Source organism: Pseudarthrobacter sp. NPDC092424 (assembly GCF_044754925.1).
GTDB lineage: Bacteria > Actinomycetota > Actinomycetes > Actinomycetales > Micrococcaceae > Arthrobacter.
The window spans coordinates 15823-41689 of record NZ_JBIVQC010000012.1 but is presented as its reverse complement, the minus strand read 5'-3'; the positions used below and the strand labels follow the sequence as shown (position 1 = coordinate 41689).

At 65.2% G+C, this 25867-nt stretch carries 26 protein-coding genes and 1 pseudogene; 21 read left to right on the top strand and 6 right to left on the bottom strand.

Annotated features, from left to right (window positions below; all coding sequences use genetic code 11):
- The first annotated feature begins 4 nt into the window (after positions 1 to 4).
- The 3 genes from ACIQCN_RS14400 (at position 5) to ACIQCN_RS14390 (ending at position 1850) form a co-directional block, all read left to right on the top strand.
- Positions 5 to 625, top strand: a complete 621-nt coding sequence (locus ACIQCN_RS14400; protein ID WP_400605583.1) for a flavin reductase family protein — start codon at positions 5 to 7, stop codon at positions 623 to 625.
- A gap of 178 nt (positions 626 to 803) precedes the next feature.
- Positions 804 to 1487, top strand: coding sequence for a hypothetical protein (locus ACIQCN_RS14395; RefSeq protein ID WP_400611506.1), 684 nt, complete (start codon positions 804 to 806; stop codon positions 1485 to 1487).
- A 33-nt stretch (positions 1488 to 1520) separates the two neighbouring features.
- Positions 1521 to 1850 carry a hypothetical protein gene (locus ACIQCN_RS14390; protein WP_400611504.1) on the top strand — a complete coding sequence of 110 codons (330 nt, stop codon included), beginning with the start codon at positions 1521 to 1523 and terminating at the stop codon, positions 1848 to 1850.
- Here the strand turns inward: ACIQCN_RS14390 and ACIQCN_RS14385 are convergent.
- Positions 1793 to 2605: a haloacid dehalogenase type II gene (locus ACIQCN_RS14385; RefSeq protein ID WP_400611502.1), complete on the bottom strand. Its 813-nt coding sequence runs from the start codon at positions 2603 to 2605 to the stop codon at positions 1793 to 1795. The genes ACIQCN_RS14390 and ACIQCN_RS14385 overlap by 58 nt on opposite strands.
- A gap of 155 nt (positions 2606 to 2760) precedes the next feature.
- Between ACIQCN_RS14385 and ACIQCN_RS14380 the strand changes: the two genes are divergently transcribed.
- Both ACIQCN_RS14380 and ACIQCN_RS14375 read left to right on the top strand, forming a co-directional pair.
- On the top strand, positions 2761 to 3795 hold the full coding sequence (locus tag ACIQCN_RS14380; protein WP_400611500.1) for an AAA family ATPase: 1035 nt from the start codon (positions 2761 to 2763) through the stop codon (positions 3793 to 3795).
- A gap of 1 nt (position 3796) precedes the next feature.
- The gene (locus ACIQCN_RS14375) at positions 3797 to 4660 is read left to right on the top strand and encodes a class I SAM-dependent methyltransferase (RefSeq protein ID WP_400611499.1); all 864 of its coding nucleotides are present in this window, start codon (positions 3797 to 3799) and stop codon (positions 4658 to 4660) included.
- A gap of 68 nt (positions 4661 to 4728) precedes the next feature.
- Here ACIQCN_RS14375 and ACIQCN_RS14370 read toward each other — a convergent pair whose 3' ends face one another.
- On the bottom strand, positions 4729 to 5799 hold the full coding sequence (locus ACIQCN_RS14370; RefSeq protein ID WP_400605610.1) for a LacI family DNA-binding transcriptional regulator: 1071 nt from the start codon (positions 5797 to 5799) through the stop codon (positions 4729 to 4731).
- A gap of 215 nt (positions 5800 to 6014) precedes the next feature.
- Here ACIQCN_RS14370 and ACIQCN_RS14365 point away from each other — a divergent pair, with 215 nt between their 5' ends.
- The 12 genes from ACIQCN_RS14365 to ACIQCN_RS14310 all read left to right on the top strand — a co-directional run bounded on the left by ACIQCN_RS14365 (position 6015) and on the right by ACIQCN_RS14310 (position 16221).
- Positions 6015 to 6497: a hypothetical protein gene (locus ACIQCN_RS14365; protein WP_400605612.1), complete on the top strand. Its 483-nt coding sequence runs from the start codon at positions 6015 to 6017 to the stop codon at positions 6495 to 6497.
- A gap of 55 nt (positions 6498 to 6552) precedes the next feature.
- A complete protein-coding gene (locus ACIQCN_RS14360; protein ID WP_400611497.1) occupies positions 6553 to 7710 on the top strand; it encodes a substrate-binding domain-containing protein in 1158 nt (385 codons plus the stop codon).
- A 55-nt stretch (positions 7711 to 7765) separates the two neighbouring features.
- Positions 7766 to 9274, top strand: coding sequence for a sugar ABC transporter ATP-binding protein (locus ACIQCN_RS14355; protein WP_377215183.1), 1509 nt, complete (start codon positions 7766 to 7768; stop codon positions 9272 to 9274).
- Between the two features lie 3 nt (positions 9275 to 9277).
- Positions 9278 to 10261, top strand: coding sequence for an ABC transporter permease (locus ACIQCN_RS14350; RefSeq protein ID WP_377215184.1), 984 nt, complete (start codon positions 9278 to 9280; stop codon positions 10259 to 10261).
- A gap of 5 nt (positions 10262 to 10266) precedes the next feature.
- Complete coding sequence (locus tag ACIQCN_RS14345; RefSeq protein ID WP_400611495.1) at positions 10267 to 11421, top strand: Gfo/Idh/MocA family protein; 1155 nt, start codon at positions 10267 to 10269, stop codon at positions 11419 to 11421.
- A complete protein-coding gene (locus ACIQCN_RS14340; RefSeq protein WP_400611493.1) occupies positions 11418 to 12239 on the top strand; it encodes a sugar phosphate isomerase/epimerase family protein in 822 nt (273 codons plus the stop codon). Before ACIQCN_RS14345 ends, ACIQCN_RS14340 begins: the two co-directional genes overlap by 4 nt.
- 65 nt (positions 12240 to 12304) lie before the next feature.
- A complete protein-coding gene (locus ACIQCN_RS14335) occupies positions 12305 to 13477 on the top strand; it encodes a Gfo/Idh/MocA family protein (RefSeq protein ID WP_400611491.1) in 1173 nt (390 codons plus the stop codon).
- A 64-nt stretch (positions 13478 to 13541) separates the two neighbouring features.
- Positions 13542 to 13880 (top strand): putative quinol monooxygenase, encoded by a 339-nt coding sequence (locus tag ACIQCN_RS14330; RefSeq protein ID WP_400611489.1) that lies wholly within the window; start codon positions 13542 to 13544, stop codon positions 13878 to 13880.
- An 89-nt stretch (positions 13881 to 13969) separates the two neighbouring features.
- On the top strand, positions 13970 to 14200 hold the full coding sequence (locus ACIQCN_RS14325) for a hypothetical protein (RefSeq protein ID WP_400605622.1): 231 nt from the start codon (positions 13970 to 13972) through the stop codon (positions 14198 to 14200).
- A gap of 123 nt (positions 14201 to 14323) precedes the next feature.
- Positions 14324 to 15058, top strand: a complete 735-nt coding sequence (locus tag ACIQCN_RS14320) for a DsbA family protein (protein ID WP_400611487.1) — start codon at positions 14324 to 14326, stop codon at positions 15056 to 15058.
- Between the two features lie 20 nt (positions 15059 to 15078).
- On the top strand, positions 15079 to 15582 hold the full coding sequence (locus ACIQCN_RS14315; RefSeq protein ID WP_400611485.1) for an SRPBCC family protein: 504 nt from the start codon (positions 15079 to 15081) through the stop codon (positions 15580 to 15582).
- Positions 15583 to 15654: 72 nt separating this feature from the next.
- Positions 15655 to 16221 carry a dihydrofolate reductase family protein gene (locus tag ACIQCN_RS14310; RefSeq protein WP_400611483.1) on the top strand — a complete coding sequence of 189 codons (567 nt, stop codon included), beginning with the start codon at positions 15655 to 15657 and terminating at the stop codon, positions 16219 to 16221.
- Positions 16222 to 16374: 153 nt separating this feature from the next.
- Here ACIQCN_RS14310 and ACIQCN_RS14305 read toward each other — a convergent pair whose 3' ends face one another.
- Complete coding sequence (locus tag ACIQCN_RS14305; RefSeq protein WP_400605632.1) at positions 16375 to 17673, bottom strand: Nramp family divalent metal transporter; 1299 nt, start codon at positions 17671 to 17673, stop codon at positions 16375 to 16377.
- A gap of 128 nt (positions 17674 to 17801) precedes the next feature.
- Complete coding sequence (locus ACIQCN_RS14300) at positions 17802 to 18737, bottom strand: dihydrodipicolinate synthase family protein (protein ID WP_400605634.1); 936 nt, start codon at positions 18735 to 18737, stop codon at positions 17802 to 17804.
- Between the two features lie 167 nt (positions 18738 to 18904).
- Between ACIQCN_RS14300 and ACIQCN_RS14295 the strand changes: the two genes are divergently transcribed.
- On the top strand, positions 18905 to 19924 hold the full coding sequence (locus ACIQCN_RS14295; RefSeq protein WP_400611481.1) for a LacI family DNA-binding transcriptional regulator: 1020 nt from the start codon (positions 18905 to 18907) through the stop codon (positions 19922 to 19924).
- An 18-nt stretch (positions 19925 to 19942) separates the two neighbouring features.
- Here ACIQCN_RS14295 and xylB read toward each other — a convergent pair whose 3' ends face one another.
- Positions 19943 to 21343, bottom strand: a complete 1401-nt coding sequence (xylB, locus tag ACIQCN_RS14290) for a xylulokinase (RefSeq protein ID WP_400605639.1) — start codon at positions 21341 to 21343, stop codon at positions 19943 to 19945.
- Between the two features lie 3 nt (positions 21344 to 21346).
- Positions 21347 to 22291 (bottom strand): sugar-binding transcriptional regulator, encoded by a 945-nt coding sequence (locus ACIQCN_RS14285; protein ID WP_400605640.1) that lies wholly within the window; start codon positions 22289 to 22291, stop codon positions 21347 to 21349.
- A gap of 219 nt (positions 22292 to 22510) precedes the next feature.
- Between ACIQCN_RS14285 and ACIQCN_RS14280 the strand changes: the two genes are divergently transcribed.
- The 3 genes and pseudogenes from ACIQCN_RS14280 to ACIQCN_RS14270 all read left to right on the top strand — a co-directional run bounded on the left by ACIQCN_RS14280 (position 22511) and on the right by ACIQCN_RS14270 (position 25854).
- The gene (locus ACIQCN_RS14280; protein WP_400605642.1) at positions 22511 to 23860 is read left to right on the top strand and encodes an ABC transporter substrate-binding protein; all 1350 of its coding nucleotides are present in this window, start codon (positions 22511 to 22513) and stop codon (positions 23858 to 23860) included.
- Positions 23861 to 23941: 81 nt separating this feature from the next.
- Positions 23942 to 24910 carry a carbohydrate ABC transporter permease gene (locus ACIQCN_RS14275; RefSeq protein WP_400611479.1) on the top strand — a complete coding sequence of 323 codons (969 nt, stop codon included), beginning with the start codon at positions 23942 to 23944 and terminating at the stop codon, positions 24908 to 24910.
- Positions 24907 to 25854 (top strand): annotated as a pseudogene (locus ACIQCN_RS14270) (carbohydrate ABC transporter permease). Before ACIQCN_RS14275 ends, ACIQCN_RS14270 begins: the two are co-directional and overlap by 4 nt.
- The last annotated feature ends 13 nt before the right edge of the window (positions 25855 to 25867 follow it).

Here is a 25867-nt window from a genome sequence, read left to right as displayed (position 1 = left end):
CGGCATGCGCACCGACTTCAGCCCCTCGGCCGCGTCCGCCCGTGATTTCTACCGGCTGCTGACCGCGGTGGTGGTGCCGCGGCCGATTGCCTGGGTGTCGAGTGTTTCGCCGGACGGCATTGACAACCTTGCGCCGCACTCGTTCTTCACCGTCGCGTCCACAAGCCCGCCCATCGTGCAGTTCACGTCGGTGGGGGAGAAGGATTCGCTCCGCAACATCACGGCGTCCGGAGAGTTTGTCGTCAACCTCGCTCCGGCCAGCCTCCTCGAGGAGATCAACGCGACCGGCACGAATTTCCCGCCGGAGGTCAGCGAGTTCGACGCCGCCGGGGTGGCCCGCGAGCCCAGCGTCACCGTGCGCGCGCCGAGGGTGAAGGAATCACCCGCGGTGCTCGAATGCCGGCTCCACTCGGTGCTGCCGATGGGGGACTCCACCCTGGTGTTCGGCGAAGTGACCCACGCAGCCGTGAGTGATTCGGTGCTGGACGGCAGCCACCCGCGGATCGACCTGCTGGAACCGCTGGCCCGGCTGGGGCTGGACGAGTGGGGAATCCTGGGCGACATCCGGGACCTGAGCCGGATCAGGCTGAAGGACTGGCCCGGCCACTTCCGCCCGGCACTCTAGGCCCGCCCACCACCGACGCTCTCTCACTTGATGCAGGTTTTCTTCCGACGCTCTCTCACTTAGTGCAGGATTTCCGAGAACGCTTCCGCACGGACTTAGGTCCCTGTTCCGGATAAACCCCCGGGCGTAGCTTGAGAACAGGGCCGGCACCCGCGGGCCCGCTCTCGAAGGGGGCATCATGGCCAGGCCCAAAATCCCGGTATTCAGCGTTCTGGGGCTCTCGGGCCTAATGATGCTCACGGGATGCTTCGGGCCTCCGGCCCCTTCCCCGACCGCCACCTCCGCCGCCCCGACGACGACGGCCAGCGCCTCCCCGACGTCAACGACGACGGCGTCCCCCACCTCACCTGCCGCCACACCGACTGCGACTGTCGCCCCGACGTCCGTGCCGCCGTCGTCCGCCCCGGCAAGCCCGCCGCCGACTGCCGAGCCCGCGCCAACAGGCCTGTCGGAGCAGGTGGCCCCGCTGACGGTCTACTACGTCGCGGTGGGGGATAACGGCGTGGCCGGGCCTGCCATCGGCTGCGGCGACAGTGCGGTGGCCACCACCACGGCGCCGGTCCGCTTCACGGACCAGGTGGGCCCCAGCATCAGGACACTGCTGGCGAACAAGAGCCGTGACGTGGGCCTGTCCGGGCTGGTGAATGCCCTGTACCAGTCGAACCTCGCGTACGTCGGCGGCGAGCTGAGCGGCAGCACCATCACCATCTGGCTGACCGGCCAGTTCATGCTGGGCGGCGTGTGCGATGTCCCGCGTGCCAAGGCACAGCTGGAGTACACCGCCATGGCGGCGTCGGGGGCCACCAGCGCGCAGGTGTTCGTCAACGGGCGGCCCATCGACGAGGTGCTCAGTCTCAAATAGTGGCTGGTTGGTTCACCGGGAAAGGAGACGTCCATGCAGTGGGACCTGGGATTCGGCGGCGTGGCGCTGCTTGCGGCCATGTCGCTGGCATTCGGCCTTATTGCCCGTCTGATGGTGGGCAAAGGCCTGCCCAAGTGGGTGTGGCTGCTTTCTGCGGTGGCCTACTTCTGTGCCGCGATTCTGGTCAGCGAGGTGTTTTTCGGCTGGGCAACGCAGGAGGAGCTCCAGCCGAACATCGACGGCCTGTCTTTCGACGAGGTGCAGCTGGTGACCGTTGCCGGTCTCATTGCGGCACTCGTGGCGCGCTACCTGATCCGCAGGAAGCGCCGACCGGAGAAGCCGGTCCATGGGACCCCCGCCTGAAGCTTTCCCGGGGTCCCGAGGAGGCCGGCCAGTTCCGGAATGCTAGCGGCCGAGAGGTCCCAGTCGGCCTCCGGGGCAAGGTCCGCCGTCTGGGCCGGGCCGTATTCGGTGGGGCGGGCGATGAAGGCCGTGGCCAGTCCCGCTGTCCGGGCGGCCTGCAGGTCGTCGTTGTGGGCCGCCGCGAGCATCACTTCGCCGGGGTCTAGGTCCAGGAACTCCGCGGTCCGAAGATAGGCCTGCGGCAGCGGTTTGTAGGTGCGGGTCATGTCCGAGCCGATGATCACGTCCCACGGCAGGCCCGCGTTCCTGGCCATGTCCAGCAGCAGGGAGGTGTTGCCGTTGGACAGGGGTCCCACAATGTAGCAGCGGCGGATGGCGGCCAGGCCTTCCACGCTGTCCGGCCACGGCGGGAGCCGGTGCCATGACCTGTTGAGCTTCTCCAGGCTTTCCGCATCGAGCCGCTCCGGGGCGAAGCCGTGTTGGCGGAGCACCTGGTCCAGGTTTTCCCGGTGCAAGGTATCCAACGTGGCAAACTCACGGGCGCCGCTGCGGATGGCGTCCATGGCCGGCTGGTACAGGGCGCGCCAGTCGTCCGCGAAGGCCTCGGCGTCGAGGTGGTGCCCCCGCTCCGCGGCAAAGGCCGCTGCCTCCCGTGCGACACCGGAGCGCCAGTCCACCACGGTCCCGAAGGTGTCGAAAAGGACGGCGCGCACCTCGCGCCCGGTGGATGGTGAACGGTACGGCTGGAACCCCATGTCCTGTCTCCTTCTGTGGACTGCCCTGACCGATAGTCTGGCAGCATGGGCACTGATTTCAGCGACCCGGCGGCGTCTGCCCACGATTTCTATCGGCTTCTTTTCCGTGTAGCGCCTGGATCCAGGACCTGGGCTTCGAGGTTTACAGTGGATGCATGGCTCACGGCCGCAACCCGCTCGACGACCTGCGCGAAACCATCGGCCACCTGGCCGATCAGCTCAAGCTGCCCGGGTCGGACCGCGTTGACGACCTGGTGGGCGACCTCATGGGTGCGAGGCCCGGGCCCGCACGGCCGCTGTCCGAGGTGCAGGCGGAGCTGGACGCGCTGGTCGGACTGGAGACGGTGAAGGAACAGGTCCGCGCCCTCGTGGCACTGCTCCAGGTCCAGGCCCGCCGGAAGGCGCACGGCCTGCCGGAGGTGGCCACGTCGCAGCACCTGGTGTTCCTGGGAAACCCGGGCACGGGCAAGACCACCGTGGCGCGGCTCCTGGCCGAGATGTACCGCGCTGTCGGCCTGCTGCAGAAGGGCCACTTGGTGGAGGTGGACCGTTCCGGCCTGGTGGGGCAGTACGTCGGCCAGACCGCCATCAAAACCGACCGCGTGATTAGGCGCGCGCTGGACGGCGTCCTGTTCATCGACGAGGCCTACGCGCTGGCCCCGGAGGACGGCCGGATGGACTTCGGCCCCGAGGCCATCGAGGTCCTGCTCAAGCGGATGGAGGACCACCGCCACCGGCTGGTGGTGATCGTGGCCGGGTACCCGCGGCTCATGGAGTCCTTCCTGCTTTCCAACCCCGGGCTGCGCTCGCGGTTTGCGCGCGAGATCACCTTCCCCGACTATTCCGTCGACGCGCTCCAGACGATCTTCCACCAGATGCTGGCCCAGCACGAGTACATGCTCGAACCGGGAGCGGACCAGATGCTGCGGCATATCTTCACCGGCCTCCACGCAGGGGAGGATTCCGGCAACGCGCGGTTCGCCCGCACGCTGTTCGAACAGGCGCTCAACCGCCAGGCGCTGCGGCTGTCGCTCGACGAGGAACAAAGCCTCGACGCCCTGGACCGTGAGGCCGTCATGACGCTGACCGCGGACGACATTGTCCAGGCCGCGCTGGCCCTGGGCGAGGAGCCGGAGGCGGAACCGACGCCGGAACCTGAGCAGCCACGCTGGTGGCGCTGGCTGGTGTGACGTGATCGTTCCCGATATCTCCCAAAACGCGGTGGCGGTGGCGGACCACTACGACGACCTCGATCCCGTGTACCGCCGGGTGTGGGGTGACCATGTCCATCACGGGTTCTGGTTGACGGGCCGGGAGACACCTCGTGAAGCGGTCGAGGCGCTGGTGGACGCGGTTGGCGACCGGCTGCGTCTCGCGCCCGGCCAAACATGCGTGGACATTGGCTGCGGCTACGGCGCCACCGCCAGGCAGGTCGCGGTGACGCGCGGGGTCCGCGTCACCGGTTTCACGCTGTCCGCCGAGCAGGCCCGCTATGCCGCCGCGCACCCGGTACCGGACGTTGAGATCCGGGTCCGCGACTGGCTCGACAACGGCCTGGCCGATGCCTCCGCCGATGCCGCATGGGCTATCGAGTCGAGCGAGCACATGGTCGATAAGCCCAGGTTCTTTGCCGAGGCGCACCGCGTCCTGGCCCCGGGCGGCCGCTTCGTTGTCTGTGCGTGGCTCGCTGAGACCGGCGCCAGTGGTTGGAAGGTCCGCCACCTGCTCGAGCCGATTTGCCGCGAAGGGCGTCTGCCCTCGATGGGCACGCGCGAGGAGTACGAGGCGATGGCTGCGGAAGCAGGTTTTACGGTCACCGGCTTTGAGGATGTCAGCCGCCGGGTGGCACGCACGTGGACGATCTGTGCCGGCCGGCTCCTGAAGGCCTTCCTCACCGACCCGGAGACGCGCCGCCTCGCCTTTCGCGCACGGAACCGCGTCTTCGCTCTCAGCATTCCCCGCCTGATCCTCGCCTATCGCACCGGCGCGATGCGCTACGGGATCTTCACACTGCAGAAGGCCGGGGAGAACGGCACGGCAGGCGATCCCGGCTAGTAGTCCCGCCGTCGCTCTCTCACTTAATGCAGGTTTTCCGCGAACGCTCGCTCACTTCCCTGCCGTTTCTACGTTTGGGAGGTGGCTTGGCGGGCACTGTCGCGCACCACAAGGGTGGGCGGGATCGGCGTGCGGTCAACGTCCCGCCCCTCCATGGCACCCAGAAGCACCTCGGTGCTCATCAGCGCCAGCGCGGTGAAGTCCTGGCGCACGGTGGTCAGGGGAGGAAGGAAATAATCAGATCCTTCAACGTCGTCGAATCCCACGATGCTGACGTCCTCCGGAACGCGGATGCCGTTTTCGGTGAAAGCCCGGATCAGTCCGAGGGCAGTGTGGTCACTGGCTGCGAAGATGGCCTGGGGAACTCTTCCCTCGCGCACCAGCCGGATGCCCGTCTCATAGGCCCACCTGGGGCTCCAGTCGCCCTCGAGGCAAAGCCCCGGCGTGAGTCCGGCCTCCCTCAGCGCCGCTTCCCAGCCGCGTTTGCGCACCCGGCCATCGAACCATTCCATGGATCCTGCAATATGGGCGATGTCCCTATGGCCCAGATCTATGAGGTGCTGGGTGGCCAGCCTCGCTCCCAGTTCCTGGTTTTCCGAGTACGTGAAGACGTTGGGGGTTGAGGATGCCCCGGCGGCAATCATCTCCACAGGGACGCGGCACGTGGCGTTCCATACGGCGGCTGCCATGTCCACCACCGGGGCAATGACGATGATTCCCCCCACTCCGGTATCGTCCAGGGTGTCGAGGGCGTCCTGGACGGACGCATCATAGGGCTTCTCGACACTGATGACGGTTGTGGCATAGCCCTTCTTCCGGGCAACGTTTTCGAGAGCCATCAGCGTACCCACAGGACCAAACCGCGGCGAACCGTCGGAAAGTATGCCGATGGACGTCGATCGGCTGGTAACCAATGCAGTGGCCGCCCGGTTGCGCCGGTAGCCGATGTCTTTGATGACCTGCAAGACACGTTCCCGTGTCGCGGCGCTCACATCCGGCGCGTCATTGAGCACCCGCGAAACCGTGCCGAACGACACGCCGGCCGCGCTCGCGACATCGTTGATAGTAGGCTTGCGCCGCCGCAACGGGGCGTCCGGTAACCTCTCGTTCGCCTCGCGGGGAACAGTCGTGCCTGCCACACTCTCTCCTGTCTAGCACCTCAATGGCACAAACCCTCGGGTTCCATGCCTTTCGATCTTACGCCGGGCCACCGGCCCGCGCGCCGGAAAGGAATTGCAATGTGATGGTTGACACCTCTCTCCGTAAACGTTTACGATGGTGTCCGTAAACGTTCACGGTATTCCATCAACGCTTACGGAAGTGACCCCAACCACCAACGGAGGAAAGGAGCGGGATGGCTGACACGATCGCCGACGCCCTCGCGCTCGATCCCAACACTGGGCTTCAAAACGTCGATGAGTCCCAGTGGGCAAATTTGGAACTGATCCTGGAAGACGCGCCGCCGAACGATCTCGCAGCCGCTGTCCGCACCTTTGTCCCTGCCGGTTCCTCGGCGGTCATCGGAATCTTCGATGAAAACCTGCTTTGGGCAAGCCTGGTCCTCTTCGTCGACAACTCGGGTAAACCCGCCTCGGTGTCCACCATCTCCGGCCCCGCCGCGGAACCGGGCGCTGACATGGGGAAGGCGGCTAACGAGGCGGTGAAGTGGGTTCAAGCCCACCACGGGCCATGTTCCCTCGGTTTGTTCGTCGACAGAGTGCACGCAGAGGCGCTCCTGAGAGCTTCAGACAAGGCCGCTGCCATCCGCGCAGCGTCGGCCTCCGGCGGGCTTGTCCTGTCGCCGGTTCCTCCAGCCCTGGCTATTGCCCTCGCCTGACCCACATTCAACATCCACCCCATCCATCCACCACTCAAAGCACTGGAGAACAATGATGATCCGCAGGCTTCCCATTGTGGCCCTCGCCGCAGCCTTGTCCCTATCCATCGCTTCCTGCAGCAGCCCGGCAGCAGACACCTCGAATGCTCCCGACGCCGGCGTGTCAGAGAAGGCCCAGCAGGCCCTCGATAAGATCAAGGGACAGGTCCTGAGCAAGGGCCCCAACGGCGAGACCCCCTCGCCCGCCTCCGTCGCAGATTTGACGCCCGAAGAGATCGAGAAGGTCAAGGGACTCAACGCCAAAGCCGCCATCGTGATGCACTACGGCGGCAACGACTGGGCCACGGCCCAGGTCAACGGGCTCAAGAGTGAATTCGAAAAACTCGGCATCAAGGTCATCGCCACAACGGATGCGAACTTCAAGCCGGACAAGCAGGTCTCGGACATCGAGACGGTCATGACCCAGGACCCTGACATCATCGTCTCCATCCCCACCGATCCCGTCGCCACGGCATCGGCCTATAAGAAGGCTGCAGCTGCCGGGACAAAGCTCGTCTTCATGGACAACATCCCCCAGGGACTGACCGCCGGTAAGGACTACGTTTCTGTTGTTTCCGCCGACAACTACGGCAACGGCGTCGTCTCTGCCCACCAGATGGCTAAAGCACTCGGGGGCAAGGGGAAGATCGGGGTGGTCTTCCACCAGGCCGACTTCTTCGTAACCAAGCAGCGTTACGACGGGTTCAAGGAAACGATTACGAAGGAATATCCGGAGATCCAGATCGTCGAAGAAAAGGGGATCGCCGGTCCCGACTTCGCTGGAGACGCACAGGCTGCTGCCAACGCCATGTTGAGCAAGTACCCCGACCTGTCCGGCATCTGGGCTGTCTGGGATGTCCCCGCAGAAGGGGTCATGGCAGCCGCGAGGGCCGCGGGCCGGCAGGACCTGAAAATCGCCACCGAGGACCTGGGCAAGAACGTCGCGATTGCCCTGGCCAAAGACGAACTCATTGTTGGCCTTGGAGCGCAGGTCCCGTTCGACCAGGGTGTCACGGAAGCGCGGCTGGCCGCAGGGGCGCTCATCGGCAAGGAAGCTCCGGCCTACGTGGCACTGAGCGCCCTCCCGGTTGACCACTCCAACGTTCTGGAAGCCTGGAAGCAGGTCTACCACGAGGATGCTCCGAAGGACATCCGGGACTCCTACAAGCAGTAGCCAAGAACCGGCGGTGCGGGGGTTCCTTCCTCCGCACCGCGCCGAAAGGGCAACGATGAACACCGCAGACAATGTCGTCGAAATGCGATCGATCTCCAAGGGCTTCAACGGCGTTACCGTACTGAAGGACGTGAGCTTCGACGTCCGCAAGGGCGAAGTCCACGCGCTCGCAGGCGGCAACGGCGCAGGGAAGTCCACGCTGATGAAAATCCTCCAGGGCGTTTACCAGGCAGATGCCGGGGAGATCCTTGTTGGAGGCAAACCGACAGCCATCAACTCCATCCAGGACGCGAAGGCCGCCGGAATCGGAATGGTCTTCCAGGAATTCAGCCTGGTACCGAGCCTGACCGTAGCCAAAAACATCTTCCTTGCCGCCGAACCGCTCGGCGTGGGGGGAATGATCGACGACCGTGCCGCGGTGCGCCGGGCCAGGGAAGTCTTCACTGAGATGGAGGTCGACGTCGACCCGCGCGCCGAGGTCTCGCGGCTCGGCACTGCCTACTGGCAGCTGACCGAGATCGCCAAGGCGCTCGCACAGAACGCCCAGGTGCTGATCATGGACGAACCCACAGCCAGCCTTGCCCGGCATGAATCCGAAGCCCTCTTCGAACTGATTGACCGGCTCAAGCAGCGCGGCATTTCAATCATCTATATCTCCCACCGCATGGATGAGGTGTACAGGCTTGCGGACCGGATCACTATCCTCCGCGACGGCCGCCACCTCCTCACCGCGCCACTGACGGACGTCACTCCCGAACAGATCGTGGAAGGCATCGTGGGCAAGAAGATCGAGGGCCAGCTTTCCTATCGTGCCCGGGACCACGTGGCACACGAAGGGGCGCCGCTGCTGGAAGTCCGCGGACTCAATGCGGGGCCGCGCGTCCGGGACGTTTCCTTTACACTCCGGCCCGGCGAAATCCTTGGCCTGGCAGGGCTGATGGGAAGCGGACGAACCGAACTCGCGCGTGCACTCTTCGGAATTGACAAGGCGGAAAGCGGCGAAGTCCTCCTGCGGGGAAAGAAGGTAACCCTGACCTCACCGCAGCAGGCCATCAATGCCGGCCTCGCCCTCATCCCGGAGGACCGCAGGGCCCAAGGGCTTGTCCTGGAGCACTCCGTCCAGGACAACCTGCTGCTTCCCCTCCTCAGCCAGATCCAGCGGGGACCCTTCCTGGACGGGGCCAAGGCCAAGGAGCTGTCTTCGTCCTTGATTAAGAGGTTCGCAGTGAAAGTCGCCCATCCCCACCGTCCGGTGCGGCTCCTTTCGGGCGGAAACCAGCAGAAGGTGGTCATCGCCAAGTGGCTGGGTACCGACCCGGACATTCTGATCCTGGACGAGCCCACGGCCGGCGTCGACATCGGCACCAAAAGCGAAATCCTGGACATGATCCGTGAACTGGCCAGTACCGGAAAAGCCGTCATCGTCATCTCCTCCGAGTATCCAGAACTACTTGCGGTCAGCGACCGCGTCCTCGTCCTCAAGGACGGTTCCATCATCCGTGACATTCCCCGCAGCGAAATCGCTGACGAGGAATATCTCCAACTCGCAGTCCAAGGAGTCTGAACAGTGAGCAAGGCAAACTCCGTAGCGCCGCGGGACAACGCGGCCCGCAATTTCGGTACCGTCCTGAAAGAACTCGACTGGCGTCGCTATGTCATCTACATCGGCTTCGTCGTGGTCTTCCTTTTCTTCGCAGTTTTGCTGCGCGACCAGGGCTTCATGTCGCCAAACAATCTGCTGAACATCTTCCGGCAGACCGCCACGATCACCGTCATCGCCGTCGGCATGACCTATGTGATCGCGTGTGCAGAGATCGACTTGAGCGTCGGATCCGTGGCCGGTCTCTCCAGTGTCTGCACCGCGATGGCACTCTCCCAGTGGGGCCTGATCCCCGGCATCCTGGCCGGCCTCGCTGTCGGGCTCGTCGTCGGGTCGGTCAACGGTGCCCTGGTCAGCCTCCTTGGCATCCCTTCCTTCCTGGTGACGCTCGGCATGCTGGGCATCGCCGTCGGCGTGGCCCAGTGGATCACGGCCTCGGCGCCTCAGCCCATCCTTAACGACACGTTCAACATGCTGTTTGGATCCGGCAATTTCGGTCCGATTCCGGGTCTGGTGGTGTGGAGCGCCATCTTCGTCGCCATTGGCGCCGTCGTGCTGAACCGCACCAAGTTCGGCCGTCAGGTCCTGGCTACTGGAGGCAACCGCAACGCCGCAGAGTTTACCGGCATCAACACCAAGCGCATCAAATTCCAGGTGCTCCTTATCTCGGCCGTGGCGGCAAGCGTCGCCGGCATGCTCTACGCCGGACGTCTCCAGTCGGGGCGGTTTCAGTGGGGATCCGGAGACGAACTCTCCGCCATCGCTGCCGTCATCCTTGGCGGTACAAGCCTCTTCGGCGGCTTCGGCTCCATCATCGGAACGCTCTTCGGAGCCCTCCTGATTGGCCTGATCAACAACGGCCTGATCCTGGCCGGCCTCGACAGCAGCCAGCAGCAGGTGGTCCGCGGCGCCATCATCATCCTGGCCGTCGCCCTCGCCCGGAAGAAGTAGCACCCGTGACTTTCCCACTACGGGCCGGAATCATCGGAACCGGATTCATGGGCTCCGTCCACGCCAACGCGGTACGCGCGGCAGGCGGCGACGTGATTGCAGTCGCCGGACGCACCCAGGCGGCAGCGGAATCGGCCGCAGCCGGACTCGGTGCCCGCTTTGCAGCCGGCACCGCCGAAGCGCTGATAGCGCGGGACGACGTGGACGTGGTCCACATCTGCACCCCGAACGCCACCCACGCCGACCTCGCAGGCAAGGCCATTGCGGCAGGAAAAGCAGTCATCTGTGAAAAACCGCTGGCCACCAGCGTTGATGACGCCCTGGAACTGGAAGCCCTTGCGGAGCAGGCGGGCGTGGTAACCGGAGTGCCGTTCGTGTACCGGTTCTATCCGGCCGTCCGCGAGGCCCGGGACCGGATCGGGCGCGGCGACGCAGGCAGGCTTTGGCTCCTGCACGGTTCGTACCTGCAGGACTGGCTCGCCGGTGCAGAAGCCACCAACTGGCGGGTGGATTCAGCCATCGGCGGTGCGTCCAGGGCTTTCGGTGATATCGGCGTCCACTGGTGCGACCTCATGGAATTCACCACCGGGCACAGAATCACAAGGCTCGTGGCGAGGACCAGCCGTGCGTACGATCAGCGCGAGTCCGGAGGACACCTGTCCTCCGTGGCCACCGAGGACGGGGCCGCCCTCCTGTTCGAGACGGACAAGGGCGCCACCGGATCCCTGGTGGTCAGCCAGGTCAGTCCCGGCCGGAAGAACCGCCTCTGGTTCTCTTTCGACGGCACCGAAGCGTCCTTCAGTTTCAACCAGGAACAGCCGGACACCCTGCACCTTGGCCGCACCGACTCAAACTCCCGGATTCCGGTCGGCCCGGAAACACTCACAACTCCAGGCGGCCGGCGGTACGCCAAACTTCCCCCGGGCCACCCGCAGGGATACCAGGACAGCTTCAACGCCTTCGTCGCTGACGTATATGCGGCTGTCCAGGGCCAGGAACCCGACGGCGTGCCCACCTTCCGGGACGGGCTACGGGCAGCCGTCATCACCGATGCGGTCGTCGCCTCTGCCGCGCAGCAGAGGTGGGTGGACGTCCCCCCGACAGGCAACCTCATCGGATCACTCAAGTCTTCCCCAGCAGCTGAAAGGCAGAAGCAATGAAACTCGGATACTGTTCCATCACCTGGGGCGGCGTCGTCGGCCACCCGCAAGGCGTGACGAGCGTGAAAGACCTCTTCTACATGACCCACGGGTCCATGCGGGACGCCGTCCAGGACATCGCCTCCGTCGGCTACCAAGGTGTTGAAATGTTCGACGGCAACCTCGCCGAATACGCGGAGAATCCCGAAGAACTCAAGGACATCCTGGGGACTGCCGGCGTCGAACTGGCAAGCGTCTACACCGGGGCGAACTTCATCTACGCGGACATACTGCCCGATGAGCTGCACCGCATCCACCGCGCCGCCGAACTGGCTGCCAGCTTCGGAGCGGAACGGCTGGTAGTGGGAGGCGGGGCGCGACGCGCGGCCGGCACCACTGAAGAGGACTACCACCGGCTTGGCTCGGCGCTGGACAGTGTCACGGACATCGCGGAAAGCTTCGGGCTGTCAGCAAGCTACCACCCGCATCTGAGCACCATCGTGGAGAGCCCGGACGAGCTGGACAAGCTGATGCCGCTCACCCGGATCGGCTTCTGCCCGGACACCGCCCACCTGGCTGCCGGCGGGGCGGACCCGGCCGCAGTCATCCGGAAATACCCGGACCGTATCCAGCACGTCCACCTCAAGGACTTCCAGCAGGACCCCTTCAACTTCCTCCCGCTGGGGCAGGGCGAGCTGGACTTCCCGGACATCATCGCCGCGATCCGCGAAAGCGGGTATGACAGCTGGCTCATGGTGGAACTCGACAACTACGACGGCGACCCCCGCGAAGCCGCAGCCCTGAGCAAGAAGTACCTGGACACGCTCCTCTCCAACTAATTTTTCAACCGCGGGGGAGTGCCACACCGGCATCTGCCCCGCCTTCCGAAAGGAACAAGATTTCCATGCAGAACCTCAATGTCGGCCTCATCGGAGGCGGCTTCATGGGCAAGGCCCACTCGCTGGCCTACGCCGCCATGCCCATGTTCTTCTGGCCCGCTCCGGCAATGCCGGTCCGCAAAGTCATTGCGGAAGCCAACGAAGACCTCGCTGCGGAAGCGGCCCGCCGCTTCGGCTTCGAAAACTCCACCTCGGACTGGCGCAGCATCATCGATGACCCGGACATTCACGTCGTCGACATTGCAACGCCCAACCACCTCCACGCCGAGATTGCCATTGCCGCGGCCGAAGCGGGCAAGCACATCATCTGCGAGAAGCCCCTGGCCCGTACGGGCGAAGAGTCCAAGGCCATGTACGACGCGGTCAAGGATAAGAACATCGTTCACATGGTGGCCTTCAACTACCGGCGGACCCCTGCCGTTGCGTTGGCGAAGAAGTACATCGAGGAAGGCGCCATTGGTCGCATCCTCAGCTTCCGCGGGACCTACCTGCAGGACTGGAGCGCGGACCCCAACTCGCCGCTCTCCTGGCGCTTCCAGAAATCCATCGCAGGTTCCGGCGCCCTCGGCGACATCGCAACCCACGTCATTGACATGGCGCGCTACCTCGTCGGTGAGTTCAGCGCCGTCAACGCCGTCCTGTCCACCTGGATCCCCGAGCGCCCGCTGCAGGCCGGCGGCGCCGACGCACTCGGCACCGTCCGCGGCGGAGAAGGCCCCCGAGGCCAGGTTGACGTGGACGACGAAGTGATGACCATGATCCGGTTCGCCAACGGAGCCGTCGGGTCGGTGGAAGCGACGCGCAACGCCCACGGCAGGAACAACTACATCACCTTCGAGATCCACGGAACCGAAGGAAGCATCGTGTTCAACTACGAGCGCCGCGACGAACTGCAGGTCGCCTTCGCTTCAGACCAAGCCGACCGCCGTGGCTTCCGCACCGTGTATACCGGCCCGGCACACCCCTACGGAGAAGGCCTCTGGCCCATCCCCGCCCTGGGCATCGGATACGGCGAAACGAAGATCATCGAGGCTTGCGACTTCTTCAAGGCCATCGCAGAAGGCGGCAGCGTCAGCCCCAGTTTTGCCGACGGCTACCAGGTGGCACTGATCGACGACGCAATCGTCGAATCCGCCGCCAAGGAAACATGGGTCGAGGTCCCACAGATCAACGCATGACCCAACGGGAGGGGCGGCCGTGCCGCCCCTCCCGGCCCGGCACAGGAACAGCGGAGGACGCAAATTGCCAGATACAACAGCAAGCCAAGAAGAAGCGCACGTCTGGCTCACGCCGGTGTTTACCGCAAAACCAGGGCAGGAAGCGGCGCTTCGTGAAGCGCTCGCCGGGCTGCAGTCAGCCAGCAGAAAAGACGCCGGATGCCTCGAATACACGGTCTTCGCTGACGATCAGAGGCCAGGTACGTTCGTCCTCTTTGAAGGCTGGGCCCGGCACGAGGACCTTGAGGCCCACAACGAAGAAGACCATGTGAAGGACTTCGTGACGAGGGTGCAGCCACTGCTGGCCATGCCGTTCACCGTCACTCCCATCACGCCTCTTGCCTGTTACGGTCAGGCTCTTTGAACGCTTCGTGGGAACTGAACTGATCCCGAATCCTGTAGGGAACACGGACTGGCCTCCAACTCCAAGGCCCTTCGTGGAAGACTTCGCGTATGGGCATCGGGCAATGGTGGATAAGACTGCAGCCATCCACGCGGGAATGGCTGATTGATAACAACGGCGGCGTGGTACCGGAAGGCGTGGTGGCTGAAATCGCCCGCGCCGGGGGACCGGCCAGCACCGATCCGTGGTGGGCCGGCCTGGGCGAAGAACCGGGCCACTATTTCCCGGACGAAGCCATTGATTGGGTCGAAGCGATGGCGAATGATGAGAACCCCGTCTGAGGAGCCGCTGCCCGCTGCAGCGATTGCTAACGGGCACAACGAATGCGTCCAGAACGCCGATCCCATAGCGCACGGCGTCGCATGAATTAGACGTGCGTCACTAACCGGTGTAAGGGTTGACGGATGAATGCCGACATCAACTTCTACTTCGATCCGGTTTGCCCTTTCGCGTGGATGACCAGCAAATGGGTTCGGCTGGTGCAGGCCCGGCGGGACTACACCGTGGACTGGCGGTTCATCTCCCTGCGCCAGATCAACGCCGACGTTGACTATGACGCCCATTTCCCGCCTGAGTACGAGGCCGGACACACCGCCGGGTTCCGGCTGCTGCGGGTGGCGGCCAGGGCGCGCGCCGAGCACGGCCGCGAGTCGATCGCCCGCCTCTACGAAGCATTCGGAACACACATCTTCGAAACTGCGCCGGACACAGACCAGCGCACCGGGGGCGAGGTACGTGAGCGGCGCGGGACGCGGGAATTTGTCGAGCCGATCCTCGCCGAGGCCCGCTTGCCCCTGGCGCTGGCGGACGCTCTCGACGACGAATCCTGGGACCTTGAAATCCGGCAGGAAACGGATGAGGCGCTGGCCCTGACAGGCAAGGACGTGGGCACTCCCATCATCCACTTTGAGCCGCCCGCGGGCGTGGCCTTCTTCGGGCCCGTGATCAGCCGCCTGCCGGACGAGGAGTCGGCCGCCGAACTGTGGGACCACGTCGTGGGGCTGGCACGCTTCCCCGGTTTCGCGGAACTCAAGCGCAGCCTGCGCGAGCAGCCGCAGCTTCCTGCCTTCGGAGTGGCCGCGGATACGGTCGGCCAGCAGGAGGACTGGCACGGCGGCAGCCGCAGGCAGAAAAAGTGAACGACAGGAAGGATGGACCCATGAACCAGACCGGCATCCGCCAATACCAGGAGTCCATTACGGTCCAGGCATCAGCCGAAACCCTCTACGACCTGGTCTCGGACATCAGCCGCACCGGCGAATGGAGCCCTGTCTGTACGTCGTGCTGGTGGGATGACGAGGACACCGCCGGCCAGCCCGGGGCCTGGTTCACCGGGCGCAATGAACTGCCGGAACGTACGTGGGAGACCCGGTCGCAGGTGGTGGCAGCCGACCGCGGCCGCGAGTTCGCCTGGGTCGTAGGAGGCAAGTTTGTCCGCTGGGGCTTCACCATGACCCCTGCGGATGCCGGGACGACGCTCACCGAGTCATGGGAATTCCTGCCGGACGGGATAGCCATGTTCGAGGAAAAGTTCGGCGACGGGGCCCAGGCCCAGATCGCCGACCGTACCCAGCAGGCACTCGACGGCATTCCCGTAACACTGGCCGCCATCAAGCGGATTGCAGAATCCAAATCCACCCGGTTGGTAAACAGCCGCGTGTAACAAAGACACCGTGACCGCCGAACCCCATGAACCGGCCACGCCGGCCCGCTCGCATCGCTCAAGGAGCACCCCATGCGGAAAATCATCCTGATGATGTCGCTGTCCGTGGACGGCTTCTTCGAGCGGCCGGGCCGGGACATCAGCTGGCACCGCGTGGACGAGGAACTGCACCAGCACTTCAATGACGAACTGCGGGCAATGGGCGCGTTCCTCAGCGGCCGGGTCACCCACGAACTGATGGCGGACTTCTGGCCAACCGCCGACCAGGCCCCGGACGCCCCGCCTGTCATGGCCGAGTTCGCCGGCATCTGGCGGGACAAGCCCAAGTACGTCTTCTCCCGCACCCTCACCTCGGCGGGCTGGAACACCACGGTGATTCCCGCCGTCGTGCCTGAACAGATTGCGGAGCTGAAGGCGCAGCCCGGCGGCGACCTGGTGCTCGGCGGCGCAAACCTGTCGCAGGCGTTCCTGCGGCTGGGCCTGGTGGACGAATACCGGCTCTACATCCACCCTGTGGTGGTGGGGGAGGGGCAGCGGCTGTTCCGGTCGCCGGACTTCACCGCGGACCTCGAGCTGGCCGGCACCCGCGCCTTCGGCAACGGGGTGGTCCTGCTCCAGTACCGGCGCGGCGGGGACTGACAGGCCCGTCACGGCCCTAGGGCGGGCGTACGACGGCGGGCGGTTCCGCCGTCGTGCGTTCCCGCCTTTCGCGACGGCCGCCACAGCGCACGCACGGCAGTGCCCCCGCCGGCCCGGCGGGGGCACTGCCTGTTGACGGGGCCGTCAGTCCCCTTATCCGATAAGGATGGTGATGAGCCTGATGGAGGAGCTGATGATGGCGATGAGGCCTACGACCGCGAAGACGTTGTGCCACCACTTGTTGCGGAGGTCGCCCATGACGGCGGTCTTGTTGGCCATGGTCACGATCAGAATTCCGAGCAGTGGGGCGATGAGCACGGTCAGGGACTGGGCGATGACGATGAGCCCGACCGGCGAGGACTGGAACGACAGGGTGATGATCAGGCCGAAGGCCAGGATCAGTCCGGTGCAGATGCGGGCGGTGGGGGACCCTGCTTTCGGGCCGCGGCCCAGCGCGTCGGAGAGCATGGTGCCTCCGGCGGTGGCGTTGGCGATCATGGAGGAGAACGCTGCCCCGGACAGGCCCAGGGCGAACACCATCGAGCCCACCGGCCCTGCCAGCGGCGTGAAGACGGAGGCAAGGGCGTTGATGGTGCCGGCCTCGGCGCCGGTCTTTCCGAGTACTGCAGCGGCGACCAGGATCACCAGGGCGGTCATGATGCCGGGGGCCACGATGCCGGGAATGGTGTCCACGAGGGTGATGTCCCGGTAGTCGGCACGGGTGCGGCGGTGTTCCTTCACACCGTAGGAGGTGTAGAAGGCGGCGTTGATGGAGAAGTTGGTGCCCACCAGTGCCACGATGAGGATTTCGCTGCCGGCCGGCAGTTGGGGAACCATTCCGGCCATGGACCGGTACCAGTCGGGCTGGGCCACGATGGTACTGGCGATGAAGGCCAGGCCCATGAGGACCACGATGCCCAGGAGGACCTTTTCGACGACCCCGTAGACGTTGCGGAAGGCCAGGACGAAGCCGACGGCGGCCGTGCAGACGACCGTCCACAGCACCGGGGATCCTCCGAAGACCAGGGACAGGCCCAGGCCCGATCCCACGGCGTTGCCGACGGAGAACATCAGGGTGATGCCGAAGACGCCGAAGCCTGCCAGCACCCCGACCCATTTGCCCAGGTGCTCCTTGATCGAGCTGATCAGGGAGACGGGGGTGACGATCCCGAGCCGGACGCTCATGTCCGTGAAGAAGATCATCAGGACGGTGGAGACGGCGATGACCCACACGAGGGAGTAGTCAAACCGGCTGCCGGCCTGCACGGCGGTGGTGAGGTTGCCGGGACCGAACTGCCATGCCCCGACCACGAAGGCCGGGCCCATGAGGGCAAGGTAGCCCAGGAACGTGCGTTGTTTCTTGGTGGTCCCCTGGTTAGGGGTTCCGTGCTGCGTTGCCATCTGCTCGTCCCTGGTGCCGGGGTGTGTGATGGTCCTATTCTGCTCGCGCATTGGCGAGTCCTCCTTATTCAGCGGCGTTGCTGGGTGGTCGTCATTGACCGGAATGGAGAGTGTGAAGCTTTGGGGCCGGGCGGCGGGTAGCGGGACCCGCCGCCCGGAAGGATCCGTGAAGGGGTGGATCAGACGCGGGCGGTGACGCTGCCCAGGTTGGCGGACTTCAGGGCCAGTGCGATCTCCTGGTCCGCACCCTCCGCCAGGGGAAGCAGCGGCGGGCGGACGGTGGCGTGCTCGAGGATGCCGCGGGCCACCAGGCCTTCCTTGAGGGCGACGGTGCCTTCCATGTGGGAACCGCGGTGGTACACGTTCTTGGTCACCGGCAGGAGGCGGTCATGGATGGCACGCGCTGCCTTGTAGTCACCGGCCTTGCCGGCGGCGATGAGCTCCACCAGGGGCTCCGGTGCCAGTCCGCCGTAGCCGACCAGGGCGCCGTCGACGTCGAACATGGTGTGCAGCAGGTATTCGTCGTGGCAGGTGAGGATCTGCAGGTCGGGGAAGGTGGCGCGCAGGACCGGGATCTCGGTATCCCAGCGCTTCATGTTCCGGACACCGTTCTTGGTGGCGAACACGCCCTCCTGGCCGGCAATCTCGAGCTGGGTCTCCAGGTCGTAGGTGGCCTTGGTGGCGTCCGGGTACTGGAACAGGATCAGCGGCAGGCCGGAGGTTTCGTAGATTTCCTTGTAGCGGGTCTGCGGGGCGCCCTTCTGGTAGCCGAAGCGGAGCCAGCCGTGGGACGGGTAAACCAGGCCTGCCGAGGCGCCTGCCTCGACGGCGCGCTTGGCCTCGAGGGCTGCGACGGTGTTTCCCTCGCCGGTGATGCCGGCGATGATGGGAAGCTCGCCATTCACGGCGTTCTTGAACTCGCGGATCACCAGGGCCTGCTCGTCCTGGGTCAGGAACGTTCCTTCGCCGGCGTGGCCCAGGACCACCAGGCCCTTGACGCCCTCGACGCTGGCCAGCCAGCCGCCCAGGCGGTGGATCGCGTCGACGTCGACGCTGCCGTCGCGGTTGAACGGGGTGACGGGTGCGGGGACCAGCCCACGGAGATCGATGGTCATTGGAACTACCTCATGTCTTCTTTGATGGTCGGCCGTCCCGCTTCTCTGTGAAAACGTTTGCGGGAACGTTTTCAAGTTTGCACGTGTCGCAGCTCACTGTCAAGAGAACGTTTGCAAAAAGGGGAATAGAGTGTCTGTTACACCCCTGCTGAAGAGGAGAACGGCCCATGGAACCGGCCCCCGGCACCATCGTCACGCTCAAGGACGTCGCCGCCGCGAGCGGCGTCAGCATCTCCACGGCCAGCCGCGCGCTGGATGAGCGCACGACCTCCCGCTCAGCCGCTGCCGCGCATGTACGGAAGGTTGCCGAGGAACTGGGCTACCGGCGGAACTCGTTCGCCTCGAGCCTGCGGCGGGGGGAGACCCGCACGCTCGGCGTGCTGGTCCCGCGGCTCAGTGACACCGTCATGGCGCTGATGTTCGAGGAGCTGGAGCGGGCGGCGTCCTCGCGCGGCTACTTCGCCATGGTGGCCACCAGCGGTGATGATCCGGACGACGAACGGCGTGCCGCCGAGACGCTGCTGGACCGCAACGTAGACGGGCTGATCCTGGCCACGGCAAGGCTCGACGACGGCCTTCCGCTCTTCCTGCGCGAACGCCGCGTCCCGCACGCCCTGGTGCTGCGCACTGACGGCGTCAGCCCGTCCGCGCTGGGTGACGACGAAGTGGGCGGCTACCTCGCCGTGCGCCACCTCATCGACCTGGGGCACCGCGACATTGCGGTCGTCACGGGCCCCACCTTCACGTCCACGGGCATAGCCCGCCTGGCCGGGGCCCGCAAGGCCATGGACGAAGCGGGGATCACCCCGTCCGAGTCCTGGCTCGTGGCGGCCGGCTACGGCATTGAAAACGGTTTCGCTGCAGGAGAGGCGCTTCTGGCCGCGAAAAAACGGCCTACTGCGGTGTTTGCCGCCAACGACAACACCGCCATGGGCATCATGGCGGCCGCCCACCGCCATGAGCTGAGGATCGGCCCCGACCTTGCACTGGTGGGCTACAACGACACGCCGTTGTCCGCCAGGCTTCCCACCCCGCTGACGTCGGTCCACGTTCCCCTGGACCAGATCGCCAGGACGGCCATCGACCTCATCATGCACCCGGGCCAGGAACCCCGGATCAGGAAGTCGATCCCCACACTCATTCCGCGTGAATCCAGCGGGCCGCCGCGTAAGGTCGGGGACAGGTAGGCCGGCAGCCCACCAGGGCTATACCCCGTAGAAGGCCTTGCGGGCTTCCGCGTAACGTTCCCGAACGGCCAGGCCCCAGTCCCCGTCGGGCTCGTAGGCGGCGTCTATCTTCCGGCTCCAGTCAGGGAGTTCCCCGGAGGCTGCCCATGCGGCCTGCCTGGCTGCGCCGAGTGCCACATACTCCCGGGTTGCGGGTACTTCGACCGGCAGGTTGAAGATGCTTGCGGCGGCCTGGCGCAGCGCCTGGGACTTCGAGCCGCCGCCGATGAGGAGCACCTTGTCCGGGGCGCCGCCGGAGCGCTTCAGGACGTCGACGGCGTCGGCCAGCGAGTTCAGGACGCCGAGGACGGAAGCGCGGGCAAGGTTTTCCGGAGTCATGTTTGCCCTGGTCAGGCCCGCGAGGCTGCCGTTCGAATTGGGGAGGTCAGGGCTGCGCTCGCCGTCGAGATAGGGGATGAAGGTCAGGCCGCCGGCGTCCCTGTCGGCGCGTTGGGCCAGGTCGTCGAGCCGGGCGAGGTCGACGTCGAGCATGGCTGCTGTGGCGGCCATGACGCGGGCCGAATTGAGCATGGCCAGGAGGGGAAGGTGACCGCCGGCGGCGTCGGCGAATCCTGCGATGCTGCCGGTTTGGTCCCGGGTTGCTGATTCGGTGCTGGTGAAAACGGTTCCGGACGTGCCGATCGAGACGACAACCTCGCCGGGACGCAGGCCAAGGCCCAGTGCTGCTGCCGCATTGTCGCCGGCGCCAGCTGCCAGGACGGCGCCATCGATGCCCCAGCCGCCGCGGACGGTCCCCGCCTGCTCATGGGAGGCCACGACGCGCGGAAGGTTGGGTACGCGCCCAAAAAAGCGTTCCAGCAGGTCCGTCCGGTAGCTGTTCGTCACCGGGGAGAAGTATCCCGTGCCCGAGGCATCGCTCCGGTCGGTACTAAAGTCCCCGCCGAGGGCGCCGTTCAGCCAGTCGTGCGGCAGGACTACCTGGTCCACGCGGGCGGCGGCTTCAGGCCTGTTCCGTGCGAGCCATGCCAGCTTGGAGATGGTGAAGGAAGCCACCGGCACCAGGTTTACAGCGTCAACCCAGGCCTCGGAGCCCAACTCATCCCGGAGCCGCGCCGCGTCGGGCGCACTGCCGGTATCGTTCCACAGCAGCGCATCGTGGACGGGTGTCCTGGAACTGTCCAGGGCCACCATGCCGTGCTGCTGCGCCGCGATGCCGGCACCGGCAACTGAGCTCCCCAAGCTGTCCGCGCCGGCCTTCCGCCACGCGTCCTTCAGTGCCCCAGTCCAGATCCGCGGATCCACTGCGGTGAGGTCCGGATGGGCGGCGGCACCCGCGGTGATGACCTCGCCACTGGCCGCATCGACGGTGAGGACCTTGCAGGACTGCGTGGAGGAGTCCACGCCGACGACAACGCTCATAGCTTATTTCTCCTCATTCATTAGCTCGTAAAGGGCCTTGGCCAGCGGGATATCCATGATCAGCGTAGTGATGAATCCGGCCCTGGCCACGGCCCGTACTGCGTCCGCCCGGGCCTTGCCCTGTGCCACGGCAATGACGTTGGGGGTGCGCTGCAGCTGCTTGATGGTGACGGCGATGATGTGCTCGTCCAGTCCCGACTTGACCGCAGTGCCAGACGCATCCAGCAGCCTGCCCGAGCACTCCGCCACGGCGCCGGCCTCCAAGGCCCGTTGCCGGATTGACTCGTCGGCCCGCTCCCAGACGGTGGAGCTGCCGGCCTTCCAGGCGCCGATGGCCACTACCGCAAGGTCCAATGAATCGGCTTTGGTGAGGGCGCCGGCGATTTCCTGCTGCCGGCGAAGTCCGGATGCAGTGATGGGATCTTCAACCACGAGGGGCGCCCACAGGGGCCACGTCATCCCGTCGCTCAAATGTCCAAGGCGCTGAATAAGCTCCAGCGGGTTGCTTTCTGCCGCCGCCGGCAGGGCGCCCGCCAGCTGTACGATGTCGCAACGGGGAAGGTCGCGGACCAGCTGCGAGGCGACATCCAGGGTGCGGGACCATGAAATGCCCAGCGTTCCGCCGGCCGGTGCTTGACGGGTAATTTCGGCAGCTGCAGCTTTGGCCAGAATCCTGCGGGCCTGGTTTTCGTCACCGCTGGAGTCTGCGACCACAACCTGCCGGATACCCAGCCATGACTCGAGCCGCCGCACGTCCGAGTCGGAGAAGGCGGAGGGGAAGTGCACCTTGATTTCCACGATGCCCTTTTCACGCGCCTCAGCGAGCAGCCGCGCTACCTGGAACCGTGAAATTGCATGGCTGGCAGCAATCTCCACCTTTGGCCGGTTTTCCAGGTAGTAATCCCTGCTGACCTGTGCCAGAAGCTCGTCATGCGAAGACCCGGACACCGATTCACCTCCTTTGGACGATCAATTGAGAAATCTGCTCTTGCTCAATCGAGTGTATATGACTAGAGTCACATGACAGATGAGCGGATCGGGTCTGCTCAAAAGTGCAGGGCGGTTGAGAGGCCGTCGTACGCTTCGGCCCGAGTGATCATCCAGTCCGCAGGCCCGGGAACAGCGGTCCGGACTGGTTCCCAGACCTTTAAGCACAAAGGAGTTCTTATGCGCCCCACTATGCGCGCTGCCTCGTTCGCTGCCGGTGCCTTGTGCATCGCCCTCTCCGCATCGGCTTGTGCCGGTGCCGGCGGCGGTACGGCTGACGGTGATCAGAAGAGCATTAATGTCCTGATGGTGAACAATCCTCAGATGGAGGATCTGCAGAAGCTCACTGCGGATAACTTCACGAAGGAGACGGGGATCAAGGTTAATTACACGATCCTGCCGGAGAACGATGTGCGGGCGAAGATCAGTCAGGAGTTCTCGAGCCAGGCGGGCCAGTACGATGTGGCTTCGCTGTCGAATTACGAGATTCCGTTCTATTCGGAGAACGGTTGGCTGGCCCCGCTTGATGCCGTGGCGGAAGACCCCGAGTTTAATCAGGACGACATCCTGCCTGCCTACACCGCGTCGCTGACGGGCAAGGACGGCAAGCTGTATGGCGAACCTTTCTATGGGGAGTCGTCTTTCCTGATGTACCGGAAGGACGTCTTGGAGGCCAAGGGCCTGACGATGCCGGAGAAGCCCACGTGGGACCAGGTGGCGGAGCTGGCGGCGAAGGCTGATGGTGCCGCTCCGGGTATGAAGGGCATCTGCCTGCGCGGCCAGCCGGGCTGGGGCCAGGTCTTCGCTCCGTTGACGACGGTGGTGAACACGTTCGGGGGTACCTGGTTCGATAAGGACTGGAATGCCCAGGTCAATGCCCCGGAGTTCAAGGAAGCCACGCAGTTTTATGTGGATCTGGTGAAGAAGCATGGTGAGGCCGGTGCTGCCCAGGCCGGGTTCACGGAGTGCCTGAACAACATGTCCCAGTCCAAGGTGGCGATGTGGTACGACGCTACCTCCGCCGCCGGTGCCCTTGAAGCTGAGGGTTCGCCGGTGAAGGGCAAGATCGGTTACGCCCAGGCGCCGGTGAAGAAGACGGATTCTTCGGGCTGGCTGTGGACCTGGTCCTGGGGCGTGCAGGCTGCCTCGAAGAAGCAGGACGCTGCGGGGAAGTTCATTGCGTGGGCCAGTTCGAAGGAGTATGAGGAGCTGGTTGCGGAGAAGCTTGGCTGGGCCAAGGTTCCGTCGGGGAAGCGGATTTCCACGTATGAGAACGCTGAGTTCCAGAAGGCCGCACCGTTCTTCGAAGCGGAGCGTTCGGCGATTGAGAACGCGGATCCGAAGAACCCGGGTCTGCAGGAACGTCCCGTGGTTGGTATCCAGTTCGTGGGTATTCCGGAGTTCGCGGATCTTGGCACCACGGTGTCGCAGGGCGTGAGTTCGGCCATTGCCGGGCAGGGCACCGTTGAGGACGCGCTGGCCAAGGGTCAGGAAGCGGCCCAGAAAATCGGCGACAAGTACAAGAAGTAACCACCCACCGATCGGTTTTGCGGCCCGCCCCTTCTTTTTGATCCGGGGCGGGGTGGGCCGCAGGACCGCAGGAGACAGATGATGACTATCGCACCAGCGCGCGCAGCCCGCCCAGGGCACGGCGCCCCTAAACTTCCGAAGGATGCCAGGGCGCGTGAACGCGCGACGGCGTGGGCGCGGCGCGCGCCGCTGCTGCCGGCCCTGGTTTTCCTGATCATCGTCACCCAGTTGCCTTTCGCCGCGACGTTGATCATTTCGTTCCTGAACTGGAACAGCCTGCGCCCGGACCAGACGGGATTCGCGGGTTTCAGCAACTACGTGGAGGTCCTCACCAACGCGGACCTGCGCCAGGCGATCTTCACCACGATCCTCCTGACGGTGTCCGTGGTGCTCGCGTCCCTGCTCATCGGCCTCGGTCTGGCATTGCTGCTGGATAAGAAGTTCATCGGCCGCGGCCTGGCCCGCACCCTGCTGATCGCACCGTTCCTGGTGGTTCCCGTGGCTGCCGCGCTGGTGTGGAAGCACGCCCTGCTGAACCCGACCTATGGGCTGATCAACGGGACCCTGACCTGGATCTGGTCCCTGTTCGGCTCTGATTCCCCGCCGCAGCCGGATCTGCTCTCCCAGGCGCCGCTGATGGCGGTGATCCTGTCCCTGGTGTGGCAGTGGACCCCGTTCATGATGCTGATCCTGCTCGCCGGGCTGCAGTCCCGGCCCATGGACACCGTGGAAGCGGCCCAGATGGACGGGGCGAGCCCGTGGGAGATCTTTACCCACCTGACGCTGCCGCACCTGCGCCAGTACCTGGAACTTGGCGGCCTGCTCGGCGCGATCTATATCGTGCAGAACTTCGACGCCGTGTTCACCCTGACCTCCGGCGGGCTGGGAACCGCGAACCTGCCCTACTCGATCTACCAGACGTTCTACTTCGCCAACGAGTACGGCCTGGCCTCAGCAACCGGCGTGGTGGTGGTGATCGGCACGATCACCGTGGCGACCTTCGCCCTGCGCACCGTTTTCTCGCTCTTCAAGAAGGAGGCAGCACGATGAGCACAACGACTCCTGCCGCACCCCGCAGTACACCTCCCGGCCCTACCGCTTTGAACACCGGATCCCGACGCCGCGGCTTCGAGTGGTTCAGGATGTCGGGCCGGGGCAAGTCCCGGATGGACCCGACCCGGAACAACACCGCCGCCGGCATCGCCGCGTGGCTGCTGGCCCTGCTGTTCGCCGCCCCGGTGCTGTGGATGATCCTGACCTCCTTCCACACTGAAACGGATGCCGCCACCAACCCGCCGTCCGTCGGCGCACCGCTGACGCTTGATGCCTATGCCGAGTTCTTCGGGGCCAGCTCGGGGGTCAGCCCCTGGCCGCCGCTGATTAATTCGGCCACCGCATCGGTCCTTTCCACGGTGCTGGTGCTGATCCTGGCCATCCCGGCCGCCTAAGCCCTCTCGATCAGGCCGGTGAAGAAGTGGACGGACGTGATGTTCTTCTTCCTTTCCACCAAGATGCTGCCGATCGTGGCGGCTGTCCTGCCGCTGTTCCTGTTCGCCAAGACCATCGGCGGGCTGGACAACATCTGGTTCCTGATCCTCATGTACACGTCCATGAACCTGCCCATCGCAGTCTGGATGATGCGCTCCTTCCTCGCCGAAGTCCCCGTCGAAATGCTCGAAGCGTCCCAAATCGACGGCGCCGGCCTCCTCCTGACCCTCCGCGCCGTTGTCGCCCCTGTCGCGATGCCCGGCATCGCAGCGACCGCCCTGATCTGCTTCATCTTCAGCTGGAACGAACTGCTCCTCGCCCGCGTCCTCACCGGTGTCATGGCCGGAACCGCACCGGTCTTCCTCACCGGCTTCGTCTCCAGCCAAGGCCTCTTCCTCGCCAAGGTCTGCGCCGCCGCCGTCGTCATCTCCCTGCCCGTGCTCTTCGCCGGATTCGCCGCCCAGGACAAACTCGTCCAGGGCCTGTCCCTCGGCGCCGTCAAATAAACCTGCGGAACCT

Excerpts from the sequence above, each read along its gene's own strand:
- ACIQCN_RS14400 (WP_400605583.1), top strand. The coding sequence starts at position 5 with ATGCGCACCGACTTCAGCCCCTCGGCCGCGTCCGCCCGTGATTTCTAC.
- ACIQCN_RS14395 (WP_400611506.1), top strand. The coding sequence starts at position 804 with ATGGCCAGGCCCAAAATCCCGGTATTCAGCGTTCTGGGGCTCTCGGGC.
- ACIQCN_RS14390 (WP_400611504.1), top strand. The coding sequence starts at position 1,521 with ATGCAGTGGGACCTGGGATTCGGCGGCGTGGCGCTGCTTGCGGCCATG.
- ACIQCN_RS14385 (WP_400611502.1), bottom strand. The coding sequence starts at position 2,605 with ATGGGGTTCCAGCCGTACCGTTCACCATCCACCGGGCGCGAGGTGCGC.
- ACIQCN_RS14380 (WP_400611500.1), top strand. The coding sequence starts at position 2,761 with ATGGCTCACGGCCGCAACCCGCTCGACGACCTGCGCGAAACCATCGGC.
- ACIQCN_RS14365 (WP_400605612.1), top strand. The coding sequence starts at position 6,015 with ATGGCTGACACGATCGCCGACGCCCTCGCGCTCGATCCCAACACTGGG.
- ACIQCN_RS14360 (WP_400611497.1), top strand. The coding sequence starts at position 6,553 with ATGATCCGCAGGCTTCCCATTGTGGCCCTCGCCGCAGCCTTGTCCCTA.
- ACIQCN_RS14355 (WP_377215183.1), top strand. The coding sequence starts at position 7,766 with ATGAACACCGCAGACAATGTCGTCGAAATGCGATCGATCTCCAAGGGC.
- ACIQCN_RS14340 (WP_400611493.1), top strand. The coding sequence starts at position 11,418 with ATGAAACTCGGATACTGTTCCATCACCTGGGGCGGCGTCGTCGGCCAC.
- ACIQCN_RS14335 (WP_400611491.1), top strand. The coding sequence starts at position 12,305 with ATGCAGAACCTCAATGTCGGCCTCATCGGAGGCGGCTTCATGGGCAAG.
- ACIQCN_RS14325 (WP_400605622.1), top strand. The coding sequence starts at position 13,970 with ATGGGCATCGGGCAATGGTGGATAAGACTGCAGCCATCCACGCGGGAA.
- ACIQCN_RS14320 (WP_400611487.1), top strand. The coding sequence starts at position 14,324 with ATGAATGCCGACATCAACTTCTACTTCGATCCGGTTTGCCCTTTCGCG.
- ACIQCN_RS14315 (WP_400611485.1), top strand. The coding sequence starts at position 15,079 with ATGAACCAGACCGGCATCCGCCAATACCAGGAGTCCATTACGGTCCAG.
- ACIQCN_RS14310 (WP_400611483.1), top strand. The coding sequence starts at position 15,655 with ATGCGGAAAATCATCCTGATGATGTCGCTGTCCGTGGACGGCTTCTTC.
- ACIQCN_RS14305 (WP_400605632.1), bottom strand. The coding sequence starts at position 17,673 with ATGCGCGAGCAGAATAGGACCATCACACACCCCGGCACCAGGGACGAG.
- ACIQCN_RS14300 (WP_400605634.1), bottom strand. The coding sequence starts at position 18,737 with ATGACCATCGATCTCCGTGGGCTGGTCCCCGCACCCGTCACCCCGTTC.
- ACIQCN_RS14295 (WP_400611481.1), top strand. The coding sequence starts at position 18,905 with ATGGAACCGGCCCCCGGCACCATCGTCACGCTCAAGGACGTCGCCGCC.
- xylB (WP_400605639.1), bottom strand. The coding sequence starts at position 21,343 with ATGAGCGTTGTCGTCGGCGTGGACTCCTCCACGCAGTCCTGCAAGGTC.
- ACIQCN_RS14280 (WP_400605642.1), top strand. The coding sequence starts at position 22,511 with ATGCGCCCCACTATGCGCGCTGCCTCGTTCGCTGCCGGTGCCTTGTGC.
- ACIQCN_RS14275 (WP_400611479.1), top strand. The coding sequence starts at position 23,942 with ATGACTATCGCACCAGCGCGCGCAGCCCGCCCAGGGCACGGCGCCCCT.